General features: G+C 69.1%; 13 protein-coding genes. 6 read left to right on the forward strand and 7 right to left on the reverse strand.

Going from position 1 to position 12,063, the window contains the following annotated elements; genetic code table 11:
* Positions 1-10: 10 nt before the first annotated feature.
* A complete protein-coding gene (locus ASE34_RS07345; RefSeq protein WP_053095652.1) occupies positions 11-352 on the reverse strand; it encodes a metallopeptidase family protein in 342 nt (113 codons plus the stop codon).
* Positions 353-517: 165 nt separating this feature from the next.
* Here ASE34_RS07345 and ASE34_RS07350 point away from each other — a divergent pair, with 165 nt between their 5' ends.
* The 4 genes from ASE34_RS07350 to ASE34_RS07365 all read left to right on the forward strand — a co-directional run bounded on the left by ASE34_RS07350 (position 518) and on the right by ASE34_RS07365 (position 3,826).
* The gene (locus ASE34_RS07350) at positions 518-724 is read left to right on the forward strand and encodes a DUF3499 family protein (protein ID WP_053095653.1); all 207 of its coding nucleotides are present in this window, start codon (positions 518-520) and stop codon (positions 722-724) included.
* Between the two features lie 80 nt (positions 725-804).
* Positions 805-1,764, forward strand: coding sequence for an efflux RND transporter periplasmic adaptor subunit (locus tag ASE34_RS07355; RefSeq protein ID WP_230100638.1), 960 nt, complete (start codon positions 805-807; stop codon positions 1,762-1,764).
* A complete protein-coding gene (locus ASE34_RS07360; protein ID WP_082586617.1) occupies positions 1,761-2,615 on the forward strand; it encodes an ABC transporter ATP-binding protein in 855 nt (284 codons plus the stop codon). The genes ASE34_RS07355 and ASE34_RS07360 overlap by 4 nt, the downstream gene beginning before the upstream one ends.
* The gene (locus ASE34_RS07365; RefSeq protein ID WP_053095654.1) at positions 2,612-3,826 is read left to right on the forward strand and encodes an ABC transporter permease; all 1,215 of its coding nucleotides are present in this window, start codon (positions 2,612-2,614) and stop codon (positions 3,824-3,826) included. Before ASE34_RS07360 ends, ASE34_RS07365 begins: the two co-directional genes overlap by 4 nt.
* A gap of 32 nt (positions 3,827-3,858) precedes the next feature.
* On the opposite strand, the gene ASE34_RS07370 is transcribed toward ASE34_RS07365, so the two are convergent.
* Entirely contained in the window at positions 3,859-4,668 is an 810-nt protein-coding gene (locus ASE34_RS07370; protein ID WP_053095655.1) for an RDD family protein, read from the reverse strand.
* Positions 4,669-4,684: 16 nt separating this feature from the next.
* Between ASE34_RS07370 and ASE34_RS07375 the strand changes: the two genes are divergently transcribed.
* A complete protein-coding gene (locus ASE34_RS07375; protein ID WP_053095656.1) occupies positions 4,685-5,677 on the forward strand; it encodes a stage II sporulation protein M in 993 nt (330 codons plus the stop codon).
* A gap of 10 nt (positions 5,678-5,687) precedes the next feature.
* Here the strand turns inward: ASE34_RS07375 and ASE34_RS07380 are convergent, their stop codons facing one another.
* From ASE34_RS07380 to ASE34_RS07400, 5 genes are all read right to left on the reverse strand, one after another.
* On the reverse strand, positions 5,688-6,995 hold the full coding sequence (locus ASE34_RS07380; RefSeq protein ID WP_056278220.1) for a DUF58 domain-containing protein: 1,308 nt from the start codon (positions 6,993-6,995) through the stop codon (positions 5,688-5,690).
* On the reverse strand, positions 6,996-7,919 hold the full coding sequence (locus ASE34_RS07385) for an AAA family ATPase (RefSeq protein WP_230100690.1): 924 nt from the start codon (positions 7,917-7,919) through the stop codon (positions 6,996-6,998).
* A 99-nt stretch (positions 7,920-8,018) separates the two neighbouring features.
* The gene (locus ASE34_RS07390; RefSeq protein WP_056278224.1) at positions 8,019-9,212 is read right to left on the reverse strand and encodes a DUF4350 domain-containing protein; all 1,194 of its coding nucleotides are present in this window, start codon (positions 9,210-9,212) and stop codon (positions 8,019-8,021) included.
* Positions 9,209-9,850 carry a DUF4129 domain-containing protein gene (locus tag ASE34_RS07395; RefSeq protein ID WP_056278227.1) on the reverse strand — a complete coding sequence of 214 codons (642 nt, stop codon included), beginning with the start codon at positions 9,848-9,850 and terminating at the stop codon, positions 9,209-9,211. The genes ASE34_RS07390 and ASE34_RS07395 overlap by 4 nt, the downstream gene beginning before the upstream one ends.
* Positions 9,847-11,286: a hypothetical protein gene (locus tag ASE34_RS07400; RefSeq protein WP_056278230.1), complete on the reverse strand. Its 1,440-nt coding sequence runs from the start codon at positions 11,284-11,286 to the stop codon at positions 9,847-9,849. Before ASE34_RS07400 ends, ASE34_RS07395 begins: the two co-directional genes overlap by 4 nt.
* 96 nt (positions 11,287-11,382) lie before the next feature.
* On the opposite strand from ASE34_RS07400, the gene mtrA reads away from it, so the two are divergent.
* Entirely contained in the window at positions 11,383-12,063 is a 681-nt protein-coding gene (mtrA, locus tag ASE34_RS07405; protein ID WP_053095661.1) for an MtrAB system response regulator MtrA, read from the forward strand.

A 12,063-nucleotide genomic window follows, 5' to 3' on the forward strand; every position in this document is an offset into this window, starting at 1 on the left:
GTCTCTGAGTTCAGTGCTCGTGGCCGCCGAGGTCCCAGGGCTCGCGGCCGACGTACTCGGCCGCAGCTCTGAACACGGCGCTCTCGATCGCCATCCTGCGGTGGGCGGAGTCGTCGTGTCCCGGCGGCAGCAGCCGTTCGATGGGAAGCCGGAAGAGCACGATGCGCGCCTTCTCGTGATCGAGGTACCAGCGCGGGACCTCGTCTGCGGCCTCGAACGCGGGCATGGCGCCGATCTCGAACCGCACCTCCTGCAGTTCGGGCCAGGTTCCTCGAAGGAACTCCACCGCAGTGCCGACGGTCAGATCGAACCGGTCGATGCGCCCGTCGAGAGGGGCGAGTGGAGGGCGCACGACCTCGCTGCGTCCGAGCCGACCGTGGCGCCCGTGCCTGGCCCCGCGGCGGGGTGCGTCAGAGGTGCGGGAGCGACGGGGCATAGCGAAAGTCTAGGCTGAGTCCGACGGGCGCGGCGGCGCGGCATCCGCTCATCCGATGAACCTCGACGTAGCCTGGCGTGAATGGACGGAAGACTCTGCTCGAAGGTCGGCTGCGCGCGCGAGGCCGTGGCCACTCTCACCTACGACTACGGCGATCAGATGGCCGCGCTCGGGCCCCTGGGGATGGCGCGCCACCCGAACGCGCATGATCTGTGCGCACAGCATGCGGACCGCCTGTCCGTTCCTGCGGGATGGCTCGTCGTCCGGCACGAGGCGCTTCGCGCCTGATATACCGTCCGCATCGCCGACGGGGACACGCCGCCTCGGGGCGGGTGGGTCATCGACGCATGCCGATACGCTGACCGCGGATGCGCCAGGGCGGCGCCGCCGGAAAGGCAGCCGTGATCGTCTGGCGACGCTGGATCTTCCCTCTTCTTCTCGTTCTCGTCTTCGGTGCGTGCGCCGCGGCTCTCGTGAAGATCGCGTTCTTCCCGGACGCCACAGAGGCGATGGTCAGCCCCGAGTCGTCGATCGTCGATCCCGTCATCCCGGTCGAACGGGGCTCGGTGGTGAACGCTCTCACCCTGAGCGGCAACGTCGCACGCGATGACGCGTTCCCGGTGCGGTCGGAGATCACCGGAACGGTCATCGCGGTGCATGTCCCCGACGGGGCGACCGTCGCGGCGGGGCAGAAGCTCTTCACGATCAGGCAGGACGAGCCCAAGAAGGATGTGGACGTCGTCGCGCCGGAGGCTGGCGACGTCTCGGAGATCGCTCTCGTGAAGGGTCAGGCGACATCCACCGGAACCGAGATCTTCACGCTCACGCCCGCGCGCTACCACCTGCTCGCGACCGTCGAGCCGGTCCAGCTGTACCGCCTGGTGAATGCGCCGGCCGACGCATCGGTGACGATCACCGGGGGGCCCGCGCCGTTCGTGTGCACAGGAGTGCGGGTGCAGGTGAGCGCCGAGGGCACAGCGAGCGTGCGATGCGCGGTGCCCGGTGACCAGGTCGTCTTCGCCGGTCTGCCGGCGACGATGGATCTGGCGCTCGGGCAGGTGGATGACGCCCTGGTGGTGCCGGTCACCGCTGTGCAGGGTGGCGCGGGCACGGGCAACGTCTGGGTCGATGCCGGCGACGGCGCTGAACCGGAAGAGCGAGCGGTCGAGCTCGGCGTGAGTGACGGGGCCATGGTCGAGGTGGTCTCCGGCCTCGAAGAGGGGGAGTCGATCCGCCAGTTCGTCCCCGGCTTCGTCGCCCCGGTCGAGGAGGTCTGCTACGAGGTGGCTCCCGGAGTCGAGCAGTGCGACAGCGGGGTCAGCTGGTGACTCTCGTCGCGCTGAGCGATGTGACGAAGAGCGTGCGGCTCGCTGACGACTCGGAGCTGGAGATCCTGCGAGGGATCACGCTCGAGGTCAGTGCGGGTGATCACGTCTCGATCGTCGGCAGGTCGGGCTCCGGGAAGTCGACGCTGCTCAACATCCTCGGGATGCTCGACGCTCCGACCACCGGCTCCGTGTCGTTCGAGGATCGCGAAGTGCGTCGGATGCGGTCGGGGCGGCTGGACCGGCTGCGCGGCGACAACGTCGGCTTCGTGTTCCAACAGTTCAATCTGCTCCCGGGGCGCACCGCGCTCGACAATGCGATGATGCCACTCGGCCATGCGCGCGGTCGGCTGTTCTGGAACAGGAGGCAGATCGCCGCTGACATGCTCGAGAGAGTCGGCCTCGGTCATCGCATCGAGCAGATCGCCGATCGACTCTCGGGAGGAGAGCAGCAGCGGGTCGCGATCGCGAGGGCCCTCGTGCGCAGGCCCGTGCTGATCCTCGCGGACGAGCCGACCGGCGCACTCGACATCGACACGGGCGCGTCCGTCATGTCGCTGCTCGACGAGGTCGCGACCGAGACCGACGCGGCACTCGTGACCATCACGCACGACCTCCATGTGGCCGCCCGTGCCCGACGGCACTACCGACTCGACGCCGGGGTCCTCGAGCCTGCGGATCTCAGCCGCGCCTTCGAAGCCTCGACCCTCGCGGCGTCCGTTCCCTCCGCATCCGTTCCCTCTTCATCCGTCCCGTCCGCATCCGCACCGGCGGCTGCGTCCACCGGGGCCGAGATGCCGACACCCGACAGCATGCCGGCCATGCCGTACTCGCGTCGCGGAGCCGCGTCATGACCGGCATCCTCGGAGCGCTGTCGGATGCGTGGGCGGAGATCCGCGTCCACAAGCTGCGTGTGCTGCTCAGCCTGATCGGCATCGCGGTCTCGGTGGCAGCCCTCACCGGGGTCGTCGCCGTCTCGGAATATCAGCGTCAGTTCCAGGCGGAGCAGTCGGATCGCTGGGGAGGCAGGGCGGCGACCCTGGTCGTCACGATCAGCAGCGACGACGGGGCGCCGGTCGACTTCGACGCCTTCGATGAGAGGTTCACGCGCGTCACCGAGCGGTTCGAGTTCAGCCACACGGCCCGGATCGCGCAGGGCATGGTCGTTCCGGTGCAGCTGCCGGACGGCATCGTCGATGTCAACTCACGATTGATCGATCCGCTCTACTCCGAGATCCACCGCGAGCAGCTGCTCGTGGGCCGATGGATGCGGGATGCGGATGCCGACGCACTCTCCCCGCCCGTCGTGATCACGGAGGCGCTGTGGGATCGCATCGGTCGCACGCCCGTCGCGGAGCATCCGATTCTCACGCTCGCGGGGCCTGCGGGTGGCACTTATCAGGTCGTGGGTGTCGTGCCTCGCCAGGGGTTCGGAGACGAGGAGCTTCGGGTCGACATCCTCTACGACGCGTATCGTGCCCGCGTCGATGCTCTGCCGGAGGGCGCCTGGCCGCAGTACGAGGTCTGGCTCGGACAGGAGCAGGTCGACGAGATCGCACCCGTGCTCGCCATGGATCTTCGCGCAGGGCTCCCGGACGGGCAGACGGTGTCGGTCAGCCGGTCGGACTGGGCCGCCCAGCCCGGTGCGCTGGATGCGCAGGCGACGTTCGAGATGGTCACCGGCGGCATCGCTGCCGTGATCCTCGCGCTGGGAGCTCTGAGTCTGATCAACATCCAGCTCGTCGCGATGCGGCAGCGAGTGCGTGAGATCGGCGTGCGTCGCGCATTCGGCGCCACCTCGGGCCGAGTCTTCTTCTCGGTCTTCCTCGAGAGCCTCGTCGCGACGACGGTGGCGGGGCTCGTCGGCATCGCGATCGTCGTCGCGGTGCTCCGTTCGGACTGGGTCGTCACCTCGCTGTTCTACGGGATCCAGGACGTGCCGCCGTTCCCGATGCGCGCGGCCTTCGTGGGGCTCGCCGCGTCGATCCTGGTGGGCGCCGTCGCCGGCTTCATCCCTGCACTGGTCGCCCTTCGCGTCAAGGTGATCGACGCGATCCGATTCTGACGGCGCCGGGGTTCGCGAAGAGACCGGTGTGCTCAGGCCCCGACGCGTCGACCGGTGAGCTTCTCCGCTCGGCGGTCGGCGTTCTCCAGCGCTCTGCGCTCCCGCTCGCGCCGCAGCACGGTGATGCCGATGAGCGCAACCTCCGGGGCGGCCTGAGGCAGAGGCGAGACGAACGGCGATGCCTCGGTCAGGAGATCCTGCGCCACTCGGGCGCGAGCTGACGGGACCATCCGCTGAGCGCTCTGCAGGAACTGCGAGATGCGGCGCGCGAGACGGTCGGGGAGGCGCGCGACATCGGCGATCTGCGCCCAGCCGGCGAGCATCGGCGGCAGCACGGGGACGCTCGGGATCAGCTTCGGCGTGCGCACGCGCTGGCTGTAGGTGCCGGCGACCATGTCTCCCAGCCGCTGCGAGCGGGCGCTGAACGCTCCGGCGAGCACCGCGATGCTGCCCAGCGTCATGTAGATCTCGAGGACGCCGAGGAGTGCCCTGATGAACGCATGGCGGAAACCGGTCGCGCCACCGTCGAGTCGCACGATCCGACCCCCGACGGCGAGCTTGCCCAGGCTGCGGCCCTTGAGGGCGACCTCCATGGTGATCGGCAGCACCACGAAGCTGATCACGATCGAGGCGATCAAGGCGATCGTGTCTGTCGCCTGGGTCAGGACGCCGATGTCGAGGAGCCAGATCCGCAGGAAGATCGTCGACAGGAACACAGCGAGCCCGACCAGGAGGTCGATGATCGCGCCCGCGGCTCGCAACACGAAGCCGATCGGCTGCACGTCGATCGCGACGGCCTCGCCCGAGAGGACCTCGTCGGATGCATCGAGCGCGGCGGACATGAGTACAGTAAATCAGGTGGATGCCGATGCGCTGACAGATGCACGCCGCGCCGAGTGGGAACGGCTCGACCAGCTGAGCCGTGCTCGGCTCGACGGCGCGGGCGTCGACGAGCTGATCGTCCGCTACCGCGCGGCGTCCGCGGATCTCGCTGAGCTCAAGACCTCGGTGGGGGAGTCACCTCAAGGTGCGTACCTCTCGACGATCCTCGTGCGCGCGCGGCTGCGACTCACCGGGGCGTCCGACAGCATCCTCACCCAGACCGGCCGATTCTTCTCGCTGCAGCTGCCCGCCGCGCTCTATCGACTGCGCTGGACGACGCTCGTGATCGCGGCGTCATTCATCGCGATCGTCGTCGGGACCGCGACATGGATCTCCGCAGATCCGGCACTCCTCGCGACCCTCGGCCCGCCGGACCTGCTGGAGCAGTACGCCGACGAGAGCTTCACCGGCTATTACACCGAGAACCCGGCCGCGGTGTTCATGGGCATGGTCTGGTGGAACAACGCCTGGATCGCCCTGCAATGCGTGCTGTTCGGCATCACCGGCATCTGGCCGATCAACGTCCTCGTGCAGAACGCGATGGGGCTGGGCGTGTCGGGCGCCGTCATGGCCGCACACGACCAGGTCGATGTGATGATCCTCTACATCCTCCCGCACGGACTCCTGGAGATGACGTCGATCTTCGTCGCGGCTGCGGCGGGTCTGCACCTGTTCTGGTCGTGGGTCGCGCCGGGACACCGTTCGAGAGGCGAGTCACTCGCGTCCGAGGGACGCTCGCTCGCGACAGTGGCGATCGGACTCGTCTTCGCGCTGTTCGTGTCCGGGCTGATCGAGGGATTCGTGACGGGGTGGGCGCTGCCCTGGCCGGTCAAGATCGGCATCGGCGTCGCCGCCCTCGCCGCGTTCCTCATCTATATGCTCGTGATCGGCGGTCGAGCGTATCGCCGCGGCGAGACCGGAGACCTCGTCGAGTACGAGGCAGGTACGCCCAGGCTCCTGGCCGGCTGACTCTCCGCGTTCAGAGGCGCCCGGCGGCCTTCAGCTCCAGGTACCGGTCTGCGATCCTCGGAGGCAGCGACTCGGGGTCAGCGGCGATCGCCTCGCCTCCCGCGCGGCGCACCGCGTCGGCCACGTTCTCCGCGTCGCGCATCGTGCGTTCGGCCGCCGCAGCGAGGTAGATCTCCTCTCGAGATCCGCGCCGCGTCGTGAGATCTGCGATGCCGTCGTCGGTGACCGAACCGACGAGGATCGATGTCGACCTGCTCGCGTCGGGGAACGCACCGAGGAATCCGCGAGCCGACTCAGCCGCATCCTGAGCGGTGAGCACCACGATGAGCGACGGACGGGTCGTGAGCGTGCGCACGGCAGCGAAAGCACCCGGCCAATCGGTGTCGACGAGACGCGCGTGCACCGGAGCCATCGCATCGGTCAGCGCCGGAAGCAGCGCTGTCCCCTCCACACCGGTCACGCGCGCCCGCACGACCCGGTCGTACATGAGCAGATGCACGTGGTCGCCCGCACGTGCGGCGAGGGCCGCGAGCAGAAGAGACGCCTCCAGGGCGGCATCGACCCTCGTGCCGTCGCCGACGCGCGCGGCGGCCGTGCGGCCGGTGTCGATGATGATCACGACGTGGCGGTCGCGCTCCGGTCGCCACGTCCTCAGCATCGTGGTGCCCGCGCGAGCGGTGGCGCGCCAGTCGATCGACCGCACGTCATCCCCTCGGACGTACTCGCGGAGCGAGTCGAACTCGGTGCCCTGACCGCGCACCTGGATGCTCGTGTTCCCGTCGAGCTCCCGCAGACGGGCGAGGCGGGAGGGGAGGTGCTTCCGCGACGAGAAGGCGGGCAGCACCCGGATGGTCCCGCGTACGAGGTGACGGGCCTGCCGGCCGGCGAGGCCGAGCGGACCGAGCGAGCGGATCATCACGAACTCGCTCGCCAGCTCGCCGCGACGTCGTGGCAGCAGGGGGATGGAGACGCGTCGCCGTTCGCCCGGCGGGACGCTGAGTCGCTGACGGGCCTCACCCGCTCCGGCCGTCGGCTGCCAGGCATCGCGGATCAGCGCATGGAGCGTCCGGGGACCCTGATTCTGCAGCGCGACGCTCACGGGGACCTGCTCGCCGATGCGGGTGCGCGTCGGCACGCGCCTGGTCACGACGACGGAGCGGGGGCTTGGAGCCAGCAGCACATCGACGACGATCAGCAGGACGCAGAGCAGCACCCAGATGCCGAGGGCGGCATAGGGCGGGAAGTCCGCCAGCCCGGCGAGGACGAGCGGGACGATGCCGACGGCGACGGCAAGCGCGAGACGGCCGGTGACGAACACCTAGATCGGCACCCTGGTCTGCTGGACGACGGATGTGAGCACGGCATCCGCGGACACGCCCTCCATCTGGGCGTCCGGGCGGAGCTGCAGCCGGTGCCGCCAGACGGGGACGAGCATCGTCTGCACGTGATCCGGCGTGACGGCAGAGGATGCGTTGAGCCACGCCCACGCCTTCGCAGCGGCGAGCAGACCCGTGGAGGCGCGGGGGCTCGCGCCGAGCTCGACCGAGGGCGATTGCCTCGTGGCTCTGGCGAGGTCGACGACATAGCCGAGGACGTCATCGGTGACCTCGACGCGTCCTGCCGCATCCTGAGCCGCACGGATCTCGTCCGCGGAGACGGTCGCCTCCACGCCGGTGAGCTCGCGCGGGGAGAAGCCGGAGGCGTGCTTGCGCAACACGGACACCTCGGCATCCCGCTCCGGCATTCCCACGACCAGCTTCATCAGGAAGCGGTCGAGCTGGGCCTCCGGCAGCGAATACGTGCCCTCGTGCTCGATCGGGTTCTGCGTCGCGGCGACGAGGAACGGGTCGGGCAGAGCTCGGCTGACACCGTCGGCGGACACCTGACGTTCTTCCATCGCCTCGAGCAGGGCGGCCTGGGTCTTCGGAGGCGTGCGGTTGATCTCGTCGGCGAGAAGGATGTTCGTCAACACCGGACCCGCACGGAAGTCGAACTCGCCCGTGCGGGCGTCGTAGACCAGCGAACCGGTGACGTCTCCCGGCATGAGGTCGGGGGTGAACTGCACGCGCTTCGTGTCGAGGCCGAGCGCCCGGGCGAACGAGCGCACGACCAGGGTCTTCGCCACCCCGGGCACGCCCTCGAGCAGCACATGTCCTCGCGCGAGCAGCGACACCAGCAGGCCGGTCACCGTGCCCGCCTGGCCCACGACGGCCTTGTCGACCTCCGTGCGCACGCGGTGCATGGCCTGACGCAGCTCGGCGTCGTTGAAGTTCTCAGCGGTCACGTGGTGTCCTCGGCTTCCGGTCGGATGATGGATGGACGGCGGTTCGGCGGGGGCGGTTCATTCGGATCTCCGCTCCGTGAAGGACGAGGCGTCGACGGCGCTCTCGAGTTCCTGCAGTCGGCGCGCGAGGTCGATCAGTGACGGATCGTCGACGGGTGGCGCGCCCGCGAGCAGCTCGTGCAACGAGCCACGCGGCACGCGCAGCCGGTCGGCTGCGGCATCCGCGACCTCCTCGGCACTCGCGGTGACAGCGAGGCCGAGCCTGCGCGCCAGGCGGCGCCGGCTCCCGTCTCGGAGAGCTTCGCCCGCGTGCGCGGCGTCGCCGGCCTTCGCGGTCAGACGTGCGCGACCGTGCATGGTCTCCGAGGCGCGGACCGTCACCGGCAGCGTCTCGGCGACGAGCGGTCCGAAGCGCTGACCGCGCCACAGTGCTGCCGCGACGCCGGCCAGCATGAGCAGCAGGATGGCCGGTGTCACCCATCCCGGGGTGAGCGACCCGAGGGTGTCCTCGGTCTCGCCCTCGATGTCCGTGTCGCCGAAACTGGGCACGTACCAGACGACGCGCTCGGTCTGTCCGAGCAGCGCGAGCGCGAGTGCGGCGTTGCCGTCATCCGCGAGATAGGCGTTGCTGAAGAGGCGCGCACCCTCGACGACGACATGCGTGGCTCCGTCGCTCTCATCGATGAGCACGGCCGCCGCGTCGTCGTCGCCGAAGCATCCCTCCACGCCGTCGGCGGGCGTGAACAGCCGATCAGGACGGATCGAGCCGACGTCCGCGAACTCGGGTGCGTCGCAGTCCGCCTGCACCGGGGTGAAATCCGGGGTGGCGTTGTCGCCGATCCGCAAGAGGCTCAGCAGGTGCGTACTGCTCGACAGGAAGACCACCCGGTCGGCGGGCTCGATGAGCTCGGTGATCGCCTCGTCGGAGAGCGTGTACGGATTCGCCATCACGAGCGTGGCGTCGTCATCGAGCGCTTGGCGTGCCTCGGTGCGCGAACGGAAGACCGAGACCTCGACACCGTTCTCCTGCAGGATCTGCGCGATGGCCATGGCACCCGAGTCGCTCACGCTCTCGGGATCGAGCGAACCCCGCTGATCGGGCATGCGCACACCGACCTGAATCGCGACGAAGACGCCGCCGAGGACGAGCGCCACGATGATCAGCCATCCGAGCAGAGCTCGCGACCGTCGGCCTCGAGGCGCGCGTTCGGCGGTCGACGCGGGGACGTCCTGCTGCTCGAGAACGCTCACGCGGTCACTGCTTCCGGGCGCAGGGCACTGAGCCGGTCGTCTGTCGCTGCGAGCTCCGCGTAGCGATCAGCGGTCGCGGGATGCCGCAGATAGCGCACGTCGTCGAAGAACACGGCGGCCTGGCGGACGGGCGTCGTCTCCGCAGGGAACACGACAGAGACCTCGCGCGCGATCGCCTGGGCCGTCGCGCCGGGGGACGGCTCGATGAGGTCGCGCTCGAGGAGTCCTCTCGCGAGCGCGCGGAACCGCAGGACCGTCGCCTCGTCCCAGTCCGCCGCCCGCGCGGCACGGTCGGCATCCGCACGCAGCTGCGCCGCCGAGCGGTCGTCCTCGGCGCCGAGAAGCCCGGCACCCGGCCGACGGATCGCCTGGGAGCGGCGAGGGCGACCCCAGATGATGAGGGCCGCCACAAGAGCGCCGAAGACGATGACGCTGACGATGATCAGTGCAGGCGGCCCGACGCTGGCGCCGTTGTCGGAGCTGAACAGATCGGCGAGGAACCGTCCGATGTCACGCGCGACGAGATCGAACCACGTCGGCTTCGCATCGGCATAGCGCGGGTCGGAGAGCTCCTGCTCGGCCCACTGTCTCGCCTCGTCTCCGTCGGGCACCAGCACATCGTCCAGCGGGCGGATCATGCAGATCCTTCGCTGCCCGCTCCGGGGGCCGCCCAGGTGGAGTCGTCCGCGGGCGCTGAGGATGCCGGGGGAGCGGCGGGCGCCGGTGCCGGCCGATACGCCGGTGGCTGAGGCGGGACGGTCGCAGCCGGCGGCGCGTACGGCGGCTGTGCAGGGGGAGGCTGAGTCGGGTACCCGTACTGCTGCCCGGGGTACGGCTGTGCCGGGTATGGCTGTGCCGGGTACGGCTGTGCCGGGTACGGCTGTGCCGGGTACTGCTGCCCGGGGTACTGCTGCCCGGGGTACGGCTGCCCTCCATACGGCTGCGTCTCATAGCCGGCCGGCGTCATCGTCGCCCATTCGGGCACCTGCTTGGGCGGCGGTGCACTCGAGACGGCGCGCGTGGCGTCGACGACGAAGGGGTCGCCGAGCTGTTCCTCCGTCCACCCCAGGTCGCGTCGCTCGACATGACTGATCAGCGCCTGGTCGAGACCCTCGTAGCGCATCCGACTGTCGAGATACACGAGGGTGCCTGCGGTGCTCTGCACCACGAGCGTGATGGCCTGCAGCACGAGGAGCAGGATCTGCGGGGCGAGGAGGGCGAAGACGAACCCCATGATCGCGGCAGTGTCCGCAGAGCCGGTCGGGGCGATGACCGATCCGAGCATCGAGCTCAGCAGCGACACGGGGAGATTCACGAGCTGCATCGCGGCACCCATGATGGCGCCGATCAGGAAGGTGACTCCCCAGGCGATCCAGAAGCGACCGCGGGTGAGTCGCCACGAGCGCACGAGCGCATCGCGGAGCTTCGCGCGCTCGAGGACGAGGATGGACGGCACCAGCAGCAGCTTGGTCGTCAGCCAGACCAGGAGGGGGATCGTCGTGAGCAGGACGAGCAGCACGAGGATGACGACGCCGCCGATGGCCTCAGCGGATCCGCCGAGCCCGCTGGCGACGAAGCCGGCGACGATGACGAAGAGGATGACGATCACACCGAAGATGAAGATGACCGAGAGTGAAGCGAAGGCGGCCAGCCGCCAGAACGACGGGGTCATCTTGCGCCAGAGGGTCTTCAGCGTGGCCTTCACGCCGATCGCGGCGTAGCCGATCTCGGCTGCGACGACGCCCTGCATCAGAGCGGTGAAAGCGACGGACGCGAGACCGACGGAGATGCCCGCGACGATGTTCATCGCGATCGTTCCGGCGAACACGGCCTCGAAGTCCGGGGAGGAGGGAGAGAGCGACTCGAGCCGCGTGAACGTCGTGACGAACACGAAGCCCATCACCGTGGCGCTGAGCACCACGACCGCGAGCTGGATGACGACTCCGAAGCCGAAGAGGACCTTGGGGTTGTGGCGCAGTGCGACGAACGACTTGCTCAACAGCATCCCGAACGTCAGCGGATGCAGGGGGATGATGCCCTTCTTCGGGGCAGGGGTCCATGTCTGGCCGCTCACCGGCGCTCCCTCCGTCGTGCGCTCCCATCGTGTCACATGACCCGTCGGGCGCGTAGACAGGAGGACCGTGGTACTGAGTGCCATAAGGTAACAGTTATGACCTCACGCATTCTTGTGGTCGACGACGACACCGCGCTCGCCGAGATGATCGGCATCGTGCTGCGCACGGAAGGTTTCGAGCCGGTGTTCTGCGCCGACGGTGCGCGGGCGGTCGACGAGTGGCGCGCACAGCGTCCCGATCTCGTGCTGCTCGACCTGATGCTGCCCGGGATGGACGGCATCGAGATCTGCACGCGCATCCGCGCCGAATCCGGAGTCCCCGTCATCATGCTCACCGCCCGCAGCGACACCGCTGATGTGGTCAGAGGACTCGAGGTCGGAGCCGACGACTACATCGTCAAGCCCTTCAACCCGAAGGAGCTCGTCGCTCGTATCAGAACCCGACTGCGGCCCACGTCGCAGAATGTGGGGGAGCAGCTGCGCGTGGGAGACCTCACCGTCGACGTCGACGCCCATGAGGTGCGCCGCGGCACGGCTCCGATCGCTCTCACGCCCCTGGAGTTTCAACTGCTCGTCGCGCTCGCGTCGAAGCCCCAGCAGGTGTTCTCGAGGGAGATGCTGCTCGAGCAGGTGTGGGGTTACCACTACAAGGCCGATACGCGGCTGGTCAACGTGCACGTGCAGCGTCTGCGGGCGAAGGTCGAACTCGACCCGGACAACCCCAAGATCGTCATGACGGTACGGGGCGTCGGCTACCGTGCCGGGAGCGCGGGCTAG

Source organism: Microbacterium sp. Root280D1, assembly GCF_001428975.1.
In the GTDB taxonomy this organism is placed as follows: Bacteria; Actinomycetota; Actinomycetes; order Actinomycetales; family Microbacteriaceae; genus Microbacterium.

What these genes read in the sequence shown, in the direction of transcription:
- ASE34_RS07350 (WP_053095653.1), top strand. Translation starts at nt 518, where the DNA reads ATGGACGGAAGACTCTGCTCGAAGGTCGGCTGCGCGCGCGAGGCCGTG.
- ASE34_RS07355 (WP_230100638.1), top strand. Translation starts at nt 805, where the DNA reads ATGCGCCAGGGCGGCGCCGCCGGAAAGGCAGCCGTGATCGTCTGGCGA.
- ASE34_RS07365 (WP_053095654.1), top strand. Translation starts at nt 2,612, where the DNA reads ATGACCGGCATCCTCGGAGCGCTGTCGGATGCGTGGGCGGAGATCCGC.
- ASE34_RS07370 (WP_053095655.1), bottom strand. Translation starts at nt 4,668, where the DNA reads ATGTCCGCCGCGCTCGATGCATCCGACGAGGTCCTCTCGGGCGAGGCC.
- ASE34_RS07385 (WP_230100690.1), bottom strand. Translation starts at nt 7,919, where the DNA reads ATGCACCGCGTGCGCACGGAGGTCGACAAGGCCGTCGTGGGCCAGGCG.
- ASE34_RS07395 (WP_056278227.1), bottom strand. Translation starts at nt 9,850, where the DNA reads ATGATCCGCCCGCTGGACGATGTGCTGGTGCCCGACGGAGACGAGGCG.
- mtrA (WP_053095661.1), top strand. Translation starts at nt 11,383, where the DNA reads ATGACCTCACGCATTCTTGTGGTCGACGACGACACCGCGCTCGCCGAG.